This window comes from Rhodoplanes sp., assembly GCF_013377085.1.
Taxonomy (GTDB): domain Bacteria; phylum Pseudomonadota; class Alphaproteobacteria; order Rhizobiales; family Xanthobacteraceae; genus Rhodoplanes.
Map to the genome: position 1 here is coordinate 115,393 of NZ_JACAAX010000002.1, position 18,481 is coordinate 133,873.

An 18,481-nucleotide genomic window follows, 5' to 3' on the forward strand; every position below is an offset into this window, starting at 1 on the left:
TCCCCATGAACGTGGAGGCCTGCATGACCATTTCGATCGGATCGTCGTTCTTCTCGTCGTCCTCGTCATCCTCCTCGGCGAGCGAGGTGAGCAAAGGCAAAGTCTCGAAGCCGCTCGAAAAGAACACCGCCGAGACCGAGTTCCTGAAGGAGGTCAAGAAGACGCCGGCGGAGCGGCTTCGCGAATCGCTCCTCAAGCAGATGGGGCTCACCGAAGAGGCCCTCGCGGCCATGGACCCGGACGCCCGGACGGCGGTCGAGAAATCCATCGCGGACGCGATCAAGCAGCGTCTCCAGGCCGGCGGCGACCAATCCACCGGCCAAGTCGTGGACCGCAGCGTCTGAACGAACGACCGCTCCGCTGATCGGTCCGCTCACGCGCCGCCCGCGACGGCGGCCGCGCCCAGCGGATAGGCGGCCTCGACCACATAGGGCCCGCCGCCGACCGAGGCGCGCGACGAGAACAGCACGAAGCGATCGACCCGGAACGACGCCGAGCGGAAGCCGGCGCGGGTGGTCAGATAGTCGGCGACCTGGCGGGCCGAGCTGGCGCGCAGCCGCGCCAGCGTGACATGCGGCGAGAACTTGCGACCCTCCGCCGCAAGCCCGATGCGCCGGAACAGCCGCTCGTGCTCGGCCTGCAGCTCGACGAGCGCCGGGCTCGCCGATGCTGCCGCGATCACGGCGCGCGGCCTGCGGCCCCCGAAGGCGTCCAGACCATCGAGGCGCAGATCGAACGGCGCCCGCGTGACGCCGTCCAGCACCTGGGCGACGTCGCGGGCGAGCGCATCGTCGATGTCGCCGATGAAGCGCAGCGTCAGGTGGTAGTTCTCCGGGTCGATCCAGCGGGCGCCCGGCAGGCCGCCGCGCAGCATCCCCAGTGCGTCGCCGACGGCGGGGGGAATTTCGACGGCGGTGAACAGTCTCGGCATGGCGGGCTCATAGAACGAAGCGAGCGGAACGGCAGCGGGCGGCTCACGAACGGTCGCGGCGCGCCGCGGCGCGGTCGACCAGGGCCTCGACCGCCGGAAGAATGCGCGCGACGATGGTCTTCACGCCGGCGGCGTTGGGATGCATCCCGTCCGGCTGGTTGAGGCCGAGCTCGGCCGCCGCGCCGTCGAGAAAGAACGGGTAGAGCGGCACCTTGTGGGTGGCCGCGAGCGCCGGAAACAGCGGGTCGAAGGCGGTCTTGTAGTCCGGCCCGAGATTGGGCGGCGCCTGCATGCCGCACAGAAGCACCGGAATGCCGCGCGCGGTCAGCCGGCGCAGGATCTCGTCGAGCGCCTTGCGGGTGACGGCCGGGTCGATGCCGCGCAGTGCATCGTTGGCGCCGAGCTCGACCAGCACGGCGTCGGCATCGTCGGGAAGCGCCCAGTCGAGCCGGGCGAGGCCGTCCTGGGCGGTGTCGCCCGAGACGCCGGCATTGACGATCTCGACGGCACGGGCGCCCGTGTGACCTTTGGCCGCGAGCGCCTTCTGGAGCTGCGCCGTGAAGCCGTCGCCGGGCGGCAGGCCGTAGCCCGCGACCAGCGAATCCCCCAACGCGACGATGCGCAGCGGCCCGGCCGGGCCAGGCTCGGCCGCCCCGGCGGCAGCCGTCCCGGCGAGCAGAACGGCCGCCGCCACCACGGCGCGCAATCGCGCCGGCGGCTGGACCCGGCGGCCCGGAGCCCCATATGAGGGAGGCTCCCGTCGCGAACCCGGCGACGGGTCGCGGCCGGCCGGCAGCCTCGCCTCGCGCAAGTCCGGCTTGCGCAACCCCGGATCGCGCAGGCACGGTTCGCGCAGCACAGACCTTATGATGGACGACACCAGCTCCACGATCATCCGCTCCCTCGCTCCCGCCATCTCGCTGTCCGGCGTCGATCTCGCGCTCGGACGGGATGCGGCGCGGGTCCACATCCTCAAGGACATCGCCCTCGATATAGGCCACGGCGAGGCGATCGGCCTCACCGGACCGTCGGGCTCGGGAAAATCCACCCTGCTGATGGTGCTGGCCGGCTTGGAGCGGCCGGATTCGGGGCGCGTGGTGGTCGACGGCACCGACCTCGGCCGTCTCGACGAGGACGATCTCGCGCGGTTCCGCGGCCGAAAAATCGGCATAGTGTTCCAGTCCTTCCACCTGATCCCGACCATGACGGCGATCGAGAACGTCGCCGTGCCGCTGGAGCTGGCCGGCAACCGCGACGCCTTCGACATCGCCCGCGCCGAGCTCGCCGCGGTCGGCCTCGCGGAGCGGCTCGGCCATTATCCCTCGCAGCTCTCGGGCGGCGAGCAGCAGCGCGTCGCGCTCGCCCGCGCGCTGGCGCCGGCACCGAAAATCCTGGTGGCGGACGAGCCGACCGGCAATCTCGACGAGGCGACCGGCCGCGGCATCGTCGATCTGATGTTCGCCCGCCAGGCCGAGCGCGGCATGACGCTGGTGCTGGTCACCCACGACGCGGCACTCGCCTCGCGCTGCGACCGGGTGGTGCCGATGCGCTCCGGCCGCATCGAGGTCGGCGCTCCCGAGCGCGCGGCCGTATCGCCATGACGGCCGTCGACGCCGACCTGTCGCCGAGTCGCGCGAGAAGCGGCGGGCGTTGGCGCACGCTGGTGCGGCTCGCCGGGCGCGACCTGCGCGGCGGATTGCGCGGCTTCGGCGTGTTCATCGCCTGCATGGCGCTCGGCGTGATGACCATCGCGGGCGTCGGCTCCCTTTCACGCAGCCTCACGGAAGGACTCGCTCAGCAGGGCCGCGCCATCCTCGGCGGCGACATCTCGTTCACGCTGGTGCAGCGCGAGACGAATGCCGACGAGCATGCGTTTCTGTCCCGCGCCGGCGATCTCTCGGCTGCCGCGGCGCTGCGGGCGCTGGCTCGCACGGTGGACGGGCGCTCGACGCTGGTCGAGCTGAAGGCAGTCGATGCCGCCTACCCGCTTTTCGGCGCGATGGAGACCGACCCGCCGGCGCCGCTGTCAAAGCTTCTCGCCCGCGACGGCGACGCCTATGGCGCGGTCGCCGATCCGCTGCTGCTGGCGCGGCTCGGTCTGTCGCCCGGCGCCCGCGTGACGGTCGGCGCGGTGACGCTGGTGCTGAAGGCGACCGTGGTGCGAGAGCCGGACCGCCTCGCCGGCGGCGTCGGCTTCGGGCCGCGCCTGATGGTCGGCGACGAGGCCCTGCGGGCGAGCGCGCTGCTCCAGCCCGGCAGCCTGGTGCGCTGGATTTATCGCCTGCGCCTCGCCGGCAGCGATCCGATCGCCGCCGCCGACGCCCTCACCGAGACGGCGAACCGCCGCTTCCCCGACGCCGGCTGGGACATCCGTGCCAGCGGCAACGCCTCGCCGCAGCTCGAGCGCAACATCGACCGCTTCGCCCAGTTCCTCACGCTGGTCGGCCTCACCGCCCTGCTGGTCGGCGGCGTCGGTGTCGCCAACTCGACCCGCCACTATCTCGACCGCAAGCGCGACACCATCGCCACCCTGAAATCGCTCGGCGCCACCGGCACCGAGGTGGTCGGCCTCTATCTGGTGCAGATCCTGCTGCTGGCCGCGCTCGGCGGCGTGATCGGCCTCGCCCTCGGCGCCGTGATGCCGTTCGGCCTCGCGGCGGCGCTGGGCAGCGTGCTGCCGCTGCCGCTCGCCCCCGCGCTCCATGCCGACGTGCTGGCGCTGGCGCTGCTCTACGGCCTGCTCACCGCCGTGACCTTCTCGGCCTGGCCGCTCGGGCGCGCCCACGACGTGCCGGTGTCGGCGCTGTTCCGCGACGCCGTGATGCCGGACCAGCGCCGCCCGCGCCGGCGCTACATGGCAGCCGCCCTGCTGGCAGGCGCCGCGCTTGCAGCGCTCGCCATCGGTGCCTCCTACGACCGCCGCATCGCCGCCGCGTTCGTGGCCAGCGCCGTCGCCGTGCTGCTGCTCTTGCGCCTCGTCGCCTCCGGCGTGATGCAGATCGCGCGCCGGGCGCCGCGGCCGCGCTCGGCCGTGCTGCGCCTCGCCATCGCCAACATCCACCGGCCCGGCGCCCTGACCCCGACCGTGGTGATCTCGCTCGGCCTCGGCATGGCGCTGCTCGTCACCATCCTGCAGATAGACGGCAATCTGCGCCAGCAGTTCACCGCGGCGCTGCCGGAGCGCGCGCCGTCGTTCTTCTTCCTCGACATTCCGAGCCAGGAGGCGCCGCGCTTCGACGCCTTCGTCAAAGCGCAGGCGCCGGGTGCCACCTTCGAGCGGGTGCCGATGCTGCGCGGCCGCATCGTCGCGGCCAACGGCGTCAAGGCCGAGGATCTGAAGATCCGCCCCGATGCGAGTTGGGCCCTGCACGGCGACCGCGGCATCACCTATGCGGGCACGGTGCCGGCCGGCTCGCGCATCGTCGCGGGCACCTGGTGGGGCGCGGACTACAAGGGTCCACCCCTGTTGTCGCTGGAGAAGAAGATCGCCGACGGCATCGGCCTGACGATCGGCGACACCGTCACGGTCAACGTGCTCGGCCGCAACATCGCGGCGAAGATCGCCAACATCCGCACCGTCGACTGGCAGTCGCTCGGCATCAATTTCGTCCTGGTGTTCTCGCCCGGCGCCTTCGCCGGGGCGCCGCATACCGACATCGCCACCGTGACGTTTTCGGATGGCGGCTCGCCGACCGCCGAGGCCGTGCTCCTCAACGCGGTGGCCGACACCTGGCCAGGCATCACCCCGGTGCCCGTCAAGGACGCGCTCGACCAGATCGCCGGCGTGATCGCCAACCTGGTGCGCGCCGTGCAGGCGGCGAGCGCCATCACGCTGGTCTCGGCCGTGCTGGTGCTCGGCGGCGCGCTGGCGGCCGGCCACCGCCACCGCGTCTACGACGCCGTCGTGCTGAAGACGCTCGGCGCGACGCGACGCCAGCTCCTCGCCGCCTATCTGCTGGAATACCTGCTGATCGGCGGCGCCGCCGTGCTGTTCGGGGTCGCCGCCGGCTCGATCGCCGGCTGGCGGGTGGTGACCGACCTGATGACGCTGCCCTTCACCTGGCAGGCCGGCTCGGCCGTGGTTGCAGCCTTGATCGCACTCGCCGTGACGATCGCCTGCGGGCTCGTAGGCACCGTGGCGGCGCTGGGACGCAAGCCGGCTGCGGTGTTGAGAGCGCTTTAACCCTTCCGGCACCCTTCTTTGCGACAACACGCCGCGCGCAAATGCTCGATTATGAATGGAAATTCCGGCTTTGCGACAATCCGTCGCCGCCGGGATTCGGGGTCCGATCGCATATAGTGGGCGCGATCGAACGAGCTCGAACCGCGGGGCGACACGCCGCGGAGGCGGACAACACGAGAAGGGGGTTCGACGATGTCGGACTACGAGCGTAACACCATCGGAGCGCCTTACGGGACGGTGAGCCGTGCCGAAGCGGCCGCGATCGATGCCGGCCTGCGCGCCTACATGCTGCGCGTCTACAACTACATGGTGCTGGGCCTCGCGATCACCGGATGTGCTGCACTCGGCATCTACATGCTGTCGGTCACGGGCGATCCGGCGGCGGCCGCCAGAGCCGTGCTGCGCGGCGGCGTCGAAGGCCCGGCCCGCATCGGCAGCATGTATCTGACGCCGATCGGCTACGCCGTCTTCGTCAGCCCGCTGAAGTGGCTCGTCATGCTGGCGCCGCTCGGCCTCGTCTTCGCGCTCTCGTTCGGCGTCGAGCGCATGCGCCCAGCGACCGCGCAGATGCTGTTCTGGCTCTACGCCGCGCTGGTCGGCCTGTCGCTCGGCTCGATCTTCATGGTGTTCACGCACACCTCGGTGGTGCGGGTGTTCTTCATCACGGCCGCGTCGTTCGGCGCGCTGTCGCTGTGGGGCTACACCACCCAGCGCGATCTCACCGGCATGGGCTCGTTCCTGATCATGGGCCTGTTCGGCATCATCATCGCCAGCGTCGTGAACATCTTCCTCGGCTCGACGATGATGCAGTTCCTGATCTCCATGATCGGTGTGCTGGTGTTCGCGGGGCTCACCGCCTACGACACCCAGCGGCTGAAGAGCGAGTACATCTACGGCGCCATGGAGGGAGACGTGATGGAGCGTTCTGCCATCATGGGCGCGCTGTCGCTCTATCTCGACTTCATCAACCTGTTCACGCTGCTGCTGCAGCTCCTCGGGCAGCGCGACGAATAGCTCGGCCGACATCCGGTCTGCGAAAAAGCCCCGGCTCGGCCGGGGCTTTTTTGTGCCCGGCCGGCGCGACCCGGTACGGCTCTTGCATTCATTTTAGGCTGCGCGTTGCGCGACCCTCGGGACAGCAGGAGATTTTCGGTGCCGGTATTTGGTTCGTGGCTCGATCGCCGCCAATTCCTCCAGACGACCGGTGCGGCCGGCCTGATGCTTGCCGGCGGCGGAACCGCCTTTGCGCAGGGCGCGCGCGCCGAAACGCTGCTGGTCGTGCAGGAGCTGGGGCCGAACAGCCTCGACATGCAGGGCGTCGGCTCGAACCAGACCGTCAACGGCGTGGCGTGGAATTGCTATGACCGGCTGATGACCTACGGCACGAAGACGCTCCCCGACGGCACGCCGTCCTACGACCGCGAGGTGCTGGCGCCCGAGCTCGCGGCGAGCTGGCAGATCGCCTCGGACGGGATGTCCTGCACGTTCAAGCTGCGCCGGGATGCGACCTTCCACGACGGCACGCCGGTGACCGCCAGGGACGTGAAGTGGTCGTTCGACCGCTCGGTCTCGGTCGGCGGGTTCCCGACCTTCCAGATGTCGGCCGGCAGCCTGGAGAAGCGCGAGCAGTTCGTCGCGGTCGACGACCACACGTTCCGGGTGGACTTCGTCCGCAAGGACAAGCTCTTGATGTTCAACCTCGCGGTCGTGGTGCCGTTCGTCATCAATTCCGAGCTCGCCAGGAAGAACGCGACCGAGGCCGATCCCTGGGCACTCGCCTGGCTCAAGCAGAACGAGGCCGGCGGCGGCGCCTACAGGGTGGAGAGCTGGAAGCCCGGCAGCGAAACGATCCTGACGCGTTTCGACGCCTGGAAGAGCGGGCCGCTGCCGAAAATCCGTCGCATCATCGCGCGCGACGTGCCCTCGCCCGGCACCCGCCGCGCGATGCTGGAGCGCGGCGACGCCGACCTGTCGACCGGCTTTCCGCCGAAAGACTTCGACCAGATGATCAAGGAAGGGAAGGTCAGGGTCACCGGCGTGCCGATCCCGAACGCGCTCTGGTATCTGGCGCTGAACACCGCGAAGCCGCCGTTCGACAACGCCAAGCTGCGCCAGGCGATCGCCTGGGCGGTGCCTTACGACGACATCCAGGCCAGCGCGTTCTTCGGGCGCGCGAACCCGATGCATGGCGGGCCGGCCACGGCCGAGAAGCCCGTATGGCCGCAGCCGTTCCCCTACCGGACCGATCTCGCCAAGGCGAAGGCGTTGATGGCCGAAGCGGGCTTCGCGAACGGCCTCGACACGACGCTGTCGCTCGATGTCGGCACCGGAACCGTCGGCGAGCCGACCGCGGTCCTGATCCAGGAAAGCCTCGCCAAGATCGGCGTGCGCGCCGCGATCGACAAGATCCCCGGCGCGAACTGGCGCACGACGCTGAACCGGAAGGAGCTGCCGCTGGTGCTCAACCGCTTCAGCGGCTGGCTCGATTATCCCGAGTATTATTTCTACTGGAACCTGCACGGCAACAACTCGATCTTCAACATCTCGGCCTACAGGAACCCCGAGATGGACAAGCTGATCGACCGGGCGCGCTTCACCGAGGACAAGGTCGAGTACGCCAAGGCCGTGACCGACTTCATCACGCTCTGCATGCAGGAGGTTCCGATCGTCCCGCTCAACCAGCCGATCCACGACGTCGCCACCCAGAAGTCCGTCGGCGGCTATCAGTTCTGGTTCCACCGCGAGCCGGACTTCCGCCAGTTTACCAAGTCGTAATCATCGCGGCCTTTCGGGCCGGTCGATTTCGGCCGGCGCGACAAGGCGTTGCACCCGCCTAGCGCGCGCCCCGATGGCGCACTAGATTGGGACGTACTCGGCCGCGCGCGAATGTCCGCGTGGGGCCAGGGCTCAAGGGTCCACACGGAGAGATAGATGTCGGACTTCGACCGGAATGTCGCAGCCTTCCCCGGCGCCGGCCGGGCTGCTGCGGTCGATGCGGGCCTGCGCGCCCACATGATCACCGTCTACAACTACATGGCGGGCGGCGTCGCGCTGACCGGCATCACCGCCTGGCTCACCTTCCAGATGGCCGTGATCACCGACGCGGCCGGCAACATCACCGGCCTGACCTCGTTCGGGCAGGCGATGTTCGGCAGCCCTCTGATGTGGGTGCTGGTGCTCGCCCCACTGGGGCTGGTGTTCTTCATGAGCTTCCGCATCAACAGCTTGCAGGCCAGCACGGCCCGCCTGCTGTTCTTCGTCTATGCGGGGCTGCTCGGCCTGTCGCTCGCCTCGATCTTCATGGTCTACACGGCGTCGTCGATCACTCGGGTGTTCTTCATCTCGGCGGCCGCGTTCGGGGCGCTCAGCCTGTGGGGCTACACGACCCAGCGTGACCTCTCCGGGATGGGCTCGTTCCTGATCATGGGCCTGTTCGGCCTGATCATCGCCAGCCTGGTGAACATCTTCCTGAAGTCGAGCGGGCTCGACTGGGCCCTGTCGGCCGCCGGCGTCCTGATCTTCGCCGGGCTCACCGCCTGGGACACCCAGAAGATCAAGGAGATGTACGACGTGAACGACGACGGCACCGTCGCCGGCCGCAAGGCCGTGATGGGCGCGCTGTCGCTCTACCTGGACTTCATCAACCTGTTCCTGATGCTGCTGCGGCTGGTCGGCGACCGCCGCTGATCGCGCTGCACCATGACTGAACCGCACGACGCCCCGGCCCCGGCCGGGGCGTTTTCTTTCGGACTTCGCCGAAAAGCGGCATTATCGGCGAATCATGACGCTGACGCCGGCACCGACGACCTTCCGTCCCGCGACCCTCGCCGACATCCCGGCGGTCACGGCCATCTATGCGCATGCGGTGATGCACGGCACCGCCTCGTTCGAGGTCGATCCGCCCGCCGAGGCCGAGATGGCGCGCCGCCTGTCGACCTTGCAGGCGAGCGGGCATCCCTATCTGGTCGCCGAGAGCGAGGGGACCGTGCTGGCTTTCGCCTATGCGGGGCCGTACCGGCTGCGGCCGGCCTATCGCTTCACGGTCGAGGACTCGATCTATGTCGCCCCGACGGCGATGCGGGCCGGGCTCGGCCGCGCGCTGCTGTTCCGGCTGCTGGTGGAGAGCGAGAGGCGCGGCTTCCGCCAGATGATTGCGGTGATCGGCGACGCCGAGCAGATTCCCTCGATCGAGCTGCACCGCGATGCCGGCTTCCGGCTGGTCGGCATCCTCGAGGGGGTCGGCCGGAAGTTCGACCGCTGGCTCGGCTCGGTGATGATGCAGCGTGCGCTCGGCGACGGCGCCACGAACCCGCCCTGACGGACGGGCCCTTCGGCGCGGTGCCGCCGCCCCTACACGACCCTGAGGCTCGCCTTGTCGAGCTCGCGCAGCACGCGGTCGAGCTCGTGGCCGACCTTGACGATCAATCCGGTCGCCGAGACGACCCGGTAGGCGCCCTGGCGGCGCGACAGCTTCGGGTTCTTCTCGATGCGATAGAGCGCCACCTCGGCGCTGCGCCGGAAGACCGAGAAGACGGCGCGGTCCTTGTGGAAGTCGATGGCGTAGTCGCGCCACTCGCCCGACGCGACCTTGCGGCCGTAGAGGCCGAGAATGCGGGACAGCTCGGGCCTGCTGAAGGTCACGCGGGCGGGGCTGGCCGGGACGGAGGCGAAGCCCGCTCCCTCGCCCCCGCGGGACTCGCTCGGGTCCGTGTCGCCAAGCTCGAGGCTCATGCGGCTCCTCCTGGTCGGCTGGTATGGTCGGGTGATGTGGTCACGAGACCGTCATGATCGCGCCGGGACCCGACGAGGGCAAGTATCGCGTCGCGCCGCAGCGGCATTGCGGCGCTGCCGGATCATCACGCGGTGGACGGGTGGACCGACGACGACGCAACGCCGCAGCGGCAGATCGAGCCCGCTACTGCCGGCCCTGTCACGGCGCCTCACGAAACGATCACGCGTTCGTTAGACGCTTCATAATGCTGCCGGATTTCGGCCTCGCCGCGGTCGAGCCGGGCTGGCATCTTATGAGGATTGGCATAGGGTCCGGTCCAAGAAGAGAACCGGTTCCTCAGCCCCCCAGCCCCCCGGGCTCGTAAGGGCCGGACCCTGTCGCCAAGGCGCCTGTCTCCGAGACCCCCGCATCAGGACAGCGGCGCCATGATTTCCGCACCCATGATCTGCAGCGAGACAGGCCGGCTCCCCGCCGGCCTTTTTCGTTTCGGCGTGTGTCCGGTCTCGGGCCATGCGACCGCGGCGCCGGCAGCGATGCCGCGGCGGCCGGTCTGAACGACGCGAGAAGAGCTACTTCAGCCGCTCGAAGGCAGCGCCGAAAATGGTGCCGGGCGCGGTGGAGCTGCCGCCCTGGATCAGCACCGCGACGGCGTCGACCTTGTCGCCGGCGACCTCGCCGACCGGCACCGACCAGGAGCGCAGGCCGCCCGTCCAGTCGCCGAGCTTGTGCCAGCGCCGCACCACATTGCTGTAGACGATGGTGCGGCCGTTGTTCTCGCCGCGTCCGACCGCAACCTCCACGGCCGAGGAGACGCCGAGCAGCCACACCTCGCCGGCCATTGCGGCAGCGGGCGCGCCCGCCGGGGGCCCGGCCATCGCCACTCCCGCGGCCACGCCGCCCTTGGGCGCCTCGGTGCTCACCGACACCTTGCCGTCGGCGACCGACAGCCGGACCGGAACCGAGAGGGCGGCGCCGCGGGCGCGGCTTTTCGCCATGGCGCCTTCGATGGCGGCCTTGTCGCTGCCCAGCACCGGCAGGGTGCCGTTGACGATGACCTGCGGCGTGTAGACGGCGCGATCGCCGCGCGCATGCGAATAGGCGGCCTGGCGCGCCGTGTGGCGCGGATCGGCGAGCGTGTCCTTCCAGCCCAGGTAATCCCAGTAGGTCACCGGCATGCTGACGGCGATCAGGGTCGGGTCCTTCTTCAGCTCGGCGAGCACCCGGTCTGCGGCCGGGCAGGACGAGCAGCCCTGGCTGGTGAACAGCTCGACCACGGCGCGGGTCTGCGCCCCGAGCGACTGGACCGGGGTGGTATGTGCCGACGACAATTGCGGGCCGCCGGCCGAGGCCGGGGACGAGGTCACGGGAGGGGGTGCGGAGAGGGACCGCGTCGCAGGCAATGGGTCGGCGGAGGGCGGAGTGGTGCCCGATTGCGCCGACGCGGCCGACGGCAGCGCGGCCCCGGCGAGAGCAATGACGAGACCGCCGGAGATGAGCGCGTGCCTCGTCGTCATACTGAACCTCGCCGTTTTGTTTTGGGCTTCACCGGCGCGGCGGCGAGCCGATCGGTCCGTTGCGCTGGACCGCAGGACCCCTCGAAGGGCGATGTGCAGCACGGGTGGAATCGATGCCTGGACCTGGGATAGACGCCGCCCCGCTCACCCGCCACTCACTTCGCGGTGAGGCCGTGTTAGCCCGTACGGGCGAGGATGGCGAGTGGTGCGTGGGACACACACGGAACGGCCGCCGCGCGAGCGCGGCGGCCGCAGCATTCGAACCGTCGTCCGTCAGGCGGCGAGCTGGCGCAGCACGTAGTGCAGAATGCCGCCGTTGCGGAAGTATTCGAGCTCGTCGAGCGTATCGATGCGGCAGATCAGCGGCACCTTCTGGACCTTGCCGTTGGCCGAGGTGATCTCCGCCTCGAGCGTCTGGCGCGGCTCGAGGGTGGCGCCCAGCCCGCGCAGCGTGACCCGCTCGTCGCCCTTCAGCCCGAGCGTCTTCCACGAGGTGCCCTCCTCGAACACCAGCGGGACGACGCCCATGCCGATCAGGTTGGAGCGGTGGATGCGCTCGAAGGACTGCGCGACCACGGCCCTTATGCCGAGCAGCGCCGTGCCCTTGGCGGCCCAGTCGCGCGACGAGCCGGTGCCGTACTCCTTGCCGGCGAACACCACCAGCGGCACCTTCTCGGTCTGGTAGCGCATCGCCGCGTCGTAGATCGGCATCTGCTGCTTGGACGGGTAGTGGATGGTGACGCCGCCCTCGACGCCCGGAACCATCTGGTTCTTGATGCGGATATTGGCGAAGGTGCCCCGCATCATCACCTCGTGGTTGCCGCGCCGCGTGCCGTACTGGTTGAAGTCGACCGGCCGCACCTGGTGCTCGGTCAGGTACTGGCCCGCCGGCGACGTCAGCTTGATGGAACCGGCCGGCGAGATGTGGTCGGTGGTGATCGAATCGAGGAACAGACCGAGCACCCGCGCCTCGACGACATCCGTGGTCGCCGCCGGCGTCTTGCCGATGCCGTCGAAATAGGGCGGGTTCTGCACATACGTGGAGCCCATGTCCCACCCGTAGGTGAGGCCACCCTTGACGCCGATCTTGCCCCAGTTGGCGTCGCCCTTGAACACGTCGGCATACTTCTTGGCGAAGATCTGCCGGGTGACGCTTTTCTTGACGGCCGCGGCGATCTCGCGGTTGGTCGGCCAGATGTCCTTGAGGAAGACCTTCTTGCCGGCCTTGTCGACGCCGAGCGGGGTCTTGACCGGATCGAAGTTCATGTTGCCGGCGATGGCGTAGGCGACCACCAGCGGCGGCGAGGCGAGATAGTTCGCCCGCACGTCCGGATTGACCCGGCCCTCGAAGTTGCGGTTGCCCGACAGGACGGCCGCGGCGACCAGGTCGTTCTCGTTGATGGCCTTGGAAATCTCCGCCGGCAGCGGACCCGAATTGCCGATGCAGGTGGTGCAGCCGAAGCCGACCAGGTTGAAGCCGAGCTTGTCGAGGTCCTTCTGCAGGCCGGCCTTGGCGAGATACTCGCCGACCACCTGCGAGCCAGGCGCGAGCGAGGTCTTCACCCAGGGCTTCACCTTGAGGCCCTTGGCCACCGCCTTCCTGGCGAGCAGGCCGGCGCCGAGCATGACGCTCGGATTGGACGTGTTGGTGCACGACGTGATCGCCGCGATCACCACGTCGCCGTGGCCGAGATCGTGGTCGCGGCCTTCCACCTCGAACCGCTTGTCGGCCCCCTCGGTCTTGCCGAACTCGTCGGCGAGCGAGGCGGCGAAGCCGGCCTTCACCTTCTTCAACGGCACCCGGTCCTGCGGCCGCTTCGGTCCGGCGAGCGACGGCTCGACCTTGGCGAGATCGAGCTTGAGCACCTCGGTGAACACCGGGTCCGGCGTGCTGCGGGTGCGGTACATGCCCTGCGCCTTGGCATAGGCCTTGACCAGCGCAACCCGCGCGGTGGTGCGGGCCGTGCCGGTCAGGAACTCGATCGTGTCCTCGTCGATCGGGAAGAAGCCGCAGGTGGCGCCGTATTCGGGCGCCATGTTGCCGATGGTGGCACGGTCGGCGATGGTCAAGCCGGCGAGGCCGGGGCCGAAGAACTCGACGAACTTGCCGACGACGCCCTTCTTGCGCAGCATCTGGGTGACGGTCAGCACCAGGTCGGTCGCCGTCACGCCCTCCTTGAGCTTGCCGTCGAGCCGGAAGCCGATCACCTCGGGCAGCAGCATCGAATAGGGCTGGCCGAGCATCGCAGCCTCGGCCTCGATGCCGCCGACGCCCCAGCCGAGCACGGAGAGGCCGTTGACCATGGTGGTGTGCGAATCGGTGCCGACCAGCGTGTCCGGATAGGCGATCTCGGCCGTCACGGTCTTACCGCCGACCAGGGCCTTGCCCTTGGCGCTCCACACCGTCTGCGACAGGTATTCGAGATTGACCTGGTGGCAGATGCCGGTTCCCGGAGGAACAACGCGAAAATTCTCGAAGGAGCGCTGTGCCCACTTCAGGAACTTGTAACGCTCCTGGTTCTGCTTGTACTCCTCGTCGACATTCTTCTTGAAGGCGTCGTTGTCGCCGAAATAGTTGATGATGACCGAGTGGTCGATGACCAGGTCGACCGGCACCAGCGGGTTGATCTTCTTGGAATCGCCGCCGAGAGCCTTCATGGCGTCGCGCATCGCCGCGAGGTCGACCACGGCCGGCACGCCGGTGAAGTCCTGCATCAGGACGCGGGCCGGGCGGAACGCGATCTCACGCGTCGAGGTGCGCTTCTTCAGCCAAGCCGCGACGGCCAGGATGTCGTCCTTGGTGACCGTGCGGCCGTCCTCGTGGCGCAGCAGATTCTCAAGCAGCACCTTCATGGAGAAGGGCAACCGCGCGATGCCTTTGAGGCCGTTCTTCTCGGCGACCGGCAAGCTGTAATAGACATAGCTCTTGGTGCCGACCTTGAGGGTCCGGGTGCATTTGAAGCTGTCGATTGCGGTCATGAGGCCTGTTCCATTCCGGCGGGCGCCGGACTGCCTGTCGACGAGATCGCCCCGGGGCGATAGTGATCGCCTGTGATACGGCGCCGGGGTGTCGTCGGGTTGGAGATCTTGGGCACGAACGGCTTATAAGAGCTTTCTTGGAATTCTGCTACATCATCGATGTTCTAAACAAGACGAAGCGGAGGGCGGCCTTCGACCGGCCGGCCGGGGGTCATGTCGGAACGGCCATGGACTTGATCGGACGCGATCTCGCCTGCGTGCGGGGGCAACGCGAGATCTTCGCCGGGCTGGACTTCCGGGTCGGTCAGGGCGAGGCACTGATTCTCCTCGGACCCAACGGGGCGGGCAAGAGCTCGCTGTTGCGGCTGATCGCCGGGCTGGTGCGGCCGACCGAAGGCCTGGTCGCGCTGGAGGGCGGCGACCCCGAGCTGACGGTCCCCGAGCAGGCGCATTATCTCGGCCACCAGGACGCCCTGAAGCCGTCCCTGACGGTCGCCGAGAATCTCGGCTTCTGGATCGACGTCCTCGACGGCGAGCGGGCTGCGATGGCCGAGGCGCTCACCGCGGTCGCGCTCGACGAGATCGCCGATCTGCCGGCCGGCTACCTCTCGGCCGGGCAGCGCCGGCGCCTGTCGATCGCCCGGCTGGTCGCCGTCGAGCGGCCGGTGTGGTTGCTCGACGAGCCGACCTCGGCCCTCGATGCCGCCTCGCAGGAACGCCTCGCCGCGCTGATGACCGCGCACCTCGCCGGCGGCGGCCTGCTGCTCGCCGCCACCCACGGCCCGCTCGGCCTCGCCGGCACCCGCGAGCTGCGGCTGGGAGGACGGGCATGAGCGGGACGTGTGCTGCTCACTTGCTCCGCGATCCGGGCTTACCCCCCTCCCCACCCCTCCCCCACAAGGGGGGAGGGAGCCGGCTGCGGCATGTTTCGATGCAGAGCCCGATCACGAGCACCTCTGGTCCGAGCGCGACGACGTCGCGGCTCCAGCGTTCCATCCCCCCTTGTGGGGGAGGGACAGGGAGGGGGGTGGCCACGATCTCGGCCGCAGCGATAGCGCGCCTCTTCCGCCACTCCGGAGTCTCCCCATGACGGCGCTGCGCGCCCTCCTGGTCCGCGACATGCGGATCGCGCTGCGGGTCGGCGGCGGCGCCATGATGGGGGTGCTGTTCTTCCTCACCGTCGTCACCCTGATGCCGTTCGCCATCGGGCCGGATCTGGAGCTGCTGCGCCGGATCGGCCCGGCGATCCTGTGGATCGGGGCGCTGCTCGCCTCACTGCTGGCGCTCGACCGCCTGTTCGCCGCCGACCACGACGACGGCTCGCTCGACCTGATCCTGATGGGGCGCCTGCCGATCGAGCTCGCCGTCGCCGCCAAGGGCCTGGCCCACTGGCTCACCACCGGCCTGCCGCTGGTGATCGCCGCACCGGTGCTCGGCCTGTTCCTCAATCTGGAGCCGGCCGCCATCGGGGCCGTCGCCCTGACGCTGCTGGTCGGCACCCCGGCCCTCACCTTCACGGGCCTGATCGGGGCGGCGCTGGCCACCGCGCTGCGCCGCGGCGGACTGCTGCTGCCGGTCCTGGTTCTGCCGCTCACCGTGCCGGTGCTGATCTTCGGCGTCGCCGCCTCCAATGCCGCCGTGGTCGGCCCGGTGCCGTTCGGCACCCCGTTCACGATCCTGTGCGCCCTGACGCTCGCGAGCCTCGTGGTCGGCCCCTTCGCGGCCGGCGCGACGCTGCGACAGGGGATGGAGTGAGCGCCTCACCCTCCCCTCGAGGGGGATGATCGACGCGCGCAGCGCGTCGGGGTGGGGTGAAGCCGCGAACACAGGCTTCGCCTGTCACCCCCTCCCGGACCGCTTCGCGGTCCGACCTCCCCGTCGCGGCGAAGCCGCGACACCCAGGGGGAGGTGACGAAAGCTCCGTAGAAGTGTCGCATTGCGCCGCCAGGACGTGCGGACTAAGAGACAGAAATGGCCTGGATCGACCTTGCCAATCCGACCCGCTTCCTGCGCATCGTCGACCGGGTGCTGCCCTGGCTGACGGCGCTGACCGTGCTCGCCTTCGCGTTCGCGCTCAACGGCGCCTTCGAGGCGCCCGACGACTACCAGCAAGGCGCCACCGTCAAGATCATGTTCATTCACGTGCCGGCCGCATGGCTCGGCATGTTCTGCTGGGGCATGATGACGATCTCGGCGCTCGGCACCCTGGTGTTCCGCCATCCGCTGGCCGACGTCGCCGCCAAGACGGCCGCCCCGCTCGGCGCCGCCTTCACGTTCGTCTGCCTGCTGACGGGCGCCCTGTGGGGCCGGCCCATGTGGGGCACCTACTGGGTGTGGGACGCGCGGTTGACCTCCGTGCTGGTGATGTTCGTCATGTATCTGGGCCTGCTGGCGCTGTGGCGCAGCGTCGAGGACCCGGCCCGCGCCGGCCGCGCCGCCGCCATCCTCACCCTGGTCGGCGCCCTCAACCTGCCGATCATCAAGTTCTCGGTCGACTGGTGGAACACGCTGCACCAGCCCGCCTCGGTGGTGCGGCTCGGCGGCCCGACCATCCACCCGGCCATCCTGATCCCGCTGCTCGCGATGACGATCGCCTTCACGCTGCTGTTCGTCGCGCTGCATCTCGGCGCCATGCGCAACGAGGTCTTGCGCCGGCGGGTGCGCACGCTGCGCCTGCTGCAGGCGCAGACGGCGCGGGGAGCCTGAGCATGGACCTCGGTCTCGGCCCCCATGCGGTGTTCATCGTCGCCTCCTATGCGGTGACGCTCGTCGTGGTCATGGCCCTGATCGGCTCGGTGTGGATCGATCACGGCCGCCAGACCCGCCTGCTCGCCGATCTCGAGGCGCGCGGCGTGCGCCGCCGCTCCGCCGAGCCGCGGCTGCCGACATCGCCGGCCGATCCGGTCAAGGAGACCACGGCATGACGGCGTTGCCCTCCGACCCGCCGGCCGGCGCCCGCCGGCGCTGGCTTGTGCTGCTGCCGCTCGCGGTGTTCTTGGGCGTGGCCGCCCTGTTTCTCTACCGGCTCGGCGCCGGCGATCCCGCTGCCCTGCCCTCCGCCCTGATCGGCCGCGCCGCGCCCGTCACCGAATTGCCCGGCATCGCCGGGCTGACGCGCGACGGCCAGCCGGTGCCCGGCGTCACGGCCGCCGACCTGAAGGGCGCCGTCACGGTGTTCAATGTCTGGGCGTCGTGGTGCGTGCCGTGCCGGGACGAGGCGCCGCTGTTGATGCGGCTCGCCGAGGACAAGCGCATCCGCATCGTCGGGCTGAACTACAAGGACGACCCGAGCAACGCCATCCGGTTCCTGGAGCGCTACGGCAATCCCTATGCGGCGACCGGTGCCGACCTGCGCGGCCGTGCCGGCATCGAATGGGGCGTCTACGGCGTCCCCGAGACCTTCGTGATCGGCCGCGACGGCACCGTCGCCTACAAGCTGGTCGGCCCGGTCACGGCGAACAATCTCGACACGGTACTGCGACCCGCCATCGCCAAGGTTTTGGCTGCGGGGTCGTAGCGCCCTCCTTGACGGCCGACGTCCGGATCATATCCTACCGGTATGGGACAAGAGCCGACACGACACTCGGTTTACTCGACAATCTCGGCAGCGAGCCAAACGGTCGTTCCAGCAGAAGTACGGGAACGGCTCGGACTCCAGCCGGGAGATACTCTTCGCTATCGGTTGTCGCCCGAAGGCGTGATCCTGGACAAGGCACGGCTCGAGGAGGTCGAGGACCCGTTCGCGATCTTTACCGAATGGTCGAGTGAGGCTGACGAAAAGGCCTATGCCGACCTCTGATCCCGGCACGGCCTACGCGCGCTGGGACGTCGTGGTCGTCCCGTTCCCCTATGCAGATCGACTCGCTGAAAAGCGTCGCCCGGCGCTGGTCATCTCCAACTCGCGTCTTGCAGCTTTGGGCCTCGTCTGGGTGGCGATGATCACCAGCGCCGAAAACAAGGGCTGGGACTGCGATGTCGACATGGTCGATCCTGCGGCCACCGGGCTCACTGCGCTGTCGGTCGTCCGACCCGCCAAGATCGCCTGCATCGATACGAGCCGAATACTCCGTCGTATCGGCTCGCTCGATGTCGCAACCGCCGACGCCGTCGGCACCGCCCTGGACGCGTTCTTGAGCTGACGC

At 69.3% G+C, this 18,481-nt stretch carries 19 protein-coding genes; 14 read left to right on the top strand and 5 right to left on the bottom strand.

Translation table 11 applies throughout. The features are described 5' to 3' along the window. Nucleotides 1–23 precede the first annotated feature (23 nt). Nucleotides 24–344, top strand: a complete 321-nt coding sequence (locus HXX10_RS02450) for a hypothetical protein (RefSeq protein ID WP_296519864.1) — start codon at nucleotides 24–26, stop codon at nucleotides 342–344. A 29-nt stretch (nucleotides 345–373) separates the two neighbouring features. Here HXX10_RS02450 and thpR read toward each other — a convergent pair whose 3' ends face one another. Continuing rightward, entirely contained in the window at nucleotides 374–931 is a 558-nt protein-coding gene (gene thpR / locus HXX10_RS02455) for an RNA 2',3'-cyclic phosphodiesterase (RefSeq protein WP_296519865.1), read from the bottom strand. 43 nt (nucleotides 932–974) lie between these two features. Further along, complete coding sequence (locus HXX10_RS02460) at nucleotides 975–1,625, bottom strand: arylesterase (RefSeq protein ID WP_296520059.1); 651 nt, start codon at nucleotides 1,623–1,625, stop codon at nucleotides 975–977. Between the two features lie 175 nt (nucleotides 1,626–1,800). Between HXX10_RS02460 and HXX10_RS02465 the strand changes: the two genes are divergently transcribed. From HXX10_RS02465 to HXX10_RS02490, 6 genes are all read left to right on the top strand, one after another. Then, on the top strand, nucleotides 1,801–2,532 hold the full coding sequence (locus tag HXX10_RS02465; RefSeq protein WP_296519868.1) for an ABC transporter ATP-binding protein: 732 nt from the start codon (nucleotides 1,801–1,803) through the stop codon (nucleotides 2,530–2,532). Further along, complete coding sequence (locus tag HXX10_RS02470) at nucleotides 2,529–5,114, top strand: FtsX-like permease family protein (protein WP_296519870.1); 2,586 nt, start codon at nucleotides 2,529–2,531, stop codon at nucleotides 5,112–5,114. The genes HXX10_RS02465 and HXX10_RS02470 overlap by 4 nt, the downstream gene beginning before the upstream one ends. Before the next feature lie 192 nt (nucleotides 5,115–5,306). After that, the gene (locus HXX10_RS02475; protein WP_296519871.1) at nucleotides 5,307–6,128 is read left to right on the top strand and encodes a Bax inhibitor-1/YccA family protein; all 822 of its coding nucleotides are present in this window, start codon (nucleotides 5,307–5,309) and stop codon (nucleotides 6,126–6,128) included. Between the two features lie 138 nt (nucleotides 6,129–6,266). Beyond that, on the top strand, nucleotides 6,267–7,889 hold the full coding sequence (locus HXX10_RS02480; protein WP_296519874.1) for an ABC transporter substrate-binding protein: 1,623 nt from the start codon (nucleotides 6,267–6,269) through the stop codon (nucleotides 7,887–7,889). A 156-nt stretch (nucleotides 7,890–8,045) separates the two neighbouring features. Continuing rightward, entirely contained in the window at nucleotides 8,046–8,801 is a 756-nt protein-coding gene (locus HXX10_RS02485) for a Bax inhibitor-1/YccA family protein (protein WP_296519876.1), read from the top strand. Nucleotides 8,802–8,895: 94 nt separating this feature from the next. Next, entirely contained in the window at nucleotides 8,896–9,432 is a 537-nt protein-coding gene (locus HXX10_RS02490; RefSeq protein WP_296519877.1) for a GNAT family N-acetyltransferase, read from the top strand. 32 nt (nucleotides 9,433–9,464) lie between these two features. Here HXX10_RS02490 and HXX10_RS02495 read toward each other — a convergent pair whose 3' ends face one another. From HXX10_RS02495 to acnA, 3 genes are all read right to left on the bottom strand, one after another. Further along, a complete protein-coding gene (locus HXX10_RS02495; RefSeq protein ID WP_296519879.1) occupies nucleotides 9,465–9,845 on the bottom strand; it encodes a DUF2794 domain-containing protein in 381 nt (126 codons plus the stop codon). Between the two features lie 570 nt (nucleotides 9,846–10,415). Further along, on the bottom strand, nucleotides 10,416–11,210 hold the full coding sequence (locus HXX10_RS02500) for a thioredoxin family protein (protein ID WP_296519880.1): 795 nt from the start codon (nucleotides 11,208–11,210) through the stop codon (nucleotides 10,416–10,418). A 423-nt stretch (nucleotides 11,211–11,633) separates the two neighbouring features. Then, nucleotides 11,634–14,339, bottom strand: a complete 2,706-nt coding sequence (gene acnA / locus HXX10_RS02505; RefSeq protein ID WP_296519882.1) for an aconitate hydratase AcnA — start codon at nucleotides 14,337–14,339, stop codon at nucleotides 11,634–11,636. Between the two features lie 227 nt (nucleotides 14,340–14,566). On the opposite strand from acnA, the gene ccmA reads away from it, so the two are divergent. The 7 genes from ccmA (at nucleotide 14,567) to HXX10_RS02540 (ending at nucleotide 18,478) form a co-directional block, all read left to right on the top strand. Further along, a complete protein-coding gene (gene ccmA / locus HXX10_RS02510; protein ID WP_296519884.1) occupies nucleotides 14,567–15,172 on the top strand; it encodes a heme ABC exporter ATP-binding protein CcmA in 606 nt (201 codons plus the stop codon). 253 nt (nucleotides 15,173–15,425) lie between these two features. Next, on the top strand, nucleotides 15,426–16,094 hold the full coding sequence (ccmB, locus tag HXX10_RS02515) for a heme exporter protein CcmB (protein WP_296519886.1): 669 nt from the start codon (nucleotides 15,426–15,428) through the stop codon (nucleotides 16,092–16,094). A 216-nt stretch (nucleotides 16,095–16,310) separates the two neighbouring features. Continuing rightward, the gene (locus HXX10_RS02520) at nucleotides 16,311–17,045 is read left to right on the top strand and encodes a heme ABC transporter permease (protein WP_296519887.1); all 735 of its coding nucleotides are present in this window, start codon (nucleotides 16,311–16,313) and stop codon (nucleotides 17,043–17,045) included. A gap of 2 nt (nucleotides 17,046–17,047) precedes the next feature. Beyond that, nucleotides 17,048–17,263, top strand: coding sequence for a heme exporter protein CcmD (gene ccmD / locus HXX10_RS02525; protein ID WP_296519888.1), 216 nt, complete (start codon nucleotides 17,048–17,050; stop codon nucleotides 17,261–17,263). After that, entirely contained in the window at nucleotides 17,260–17,856 is a 597-nt protein-coding gene (locus HXX10_RS02530; protein WP_296519889.1) for a DsbE family thiol:disulfide interchange protein, read from the top strand. The genes ccmD and HXX10_RS02530 overlap by 4 nt, the downstream gene beginning before the upstream one ends. Nucleotides 17,857–17,898: 42 nt before the next feature. Next, nucleotides 17,899–18,138, top strand: a complete 240-nt coding sequence (locus HXX10_RS02535) for an AbrB/MazE/SpoVT family DNA-binding domain-containing protein (RefSeq protein WP_296519890.1) — start codon at nucleotides 17,899–17,901, stop codon at nucleotides 18,136–18,138. After that, the gene (locus tag HXX10_RS02540; protein WP_296519891.1) at nucleotides 18,125–18,478 is read left to right on the top strand and encodes a type II toxin-antitoxin system PemK/MazF family toxin; all 354 of its coding nucleotides are present in this window, start codon (nucleotides 18,125–18,127) and stop codon (nucleotides 18,476–18,478) included. Before HXX10_RS02535 ends, HXX10_RS02540 begins: the two co-directional genes overlap by 14 nt. Nucleotides 18,479–18,481 lie beyond the last annotated feature (3 nt).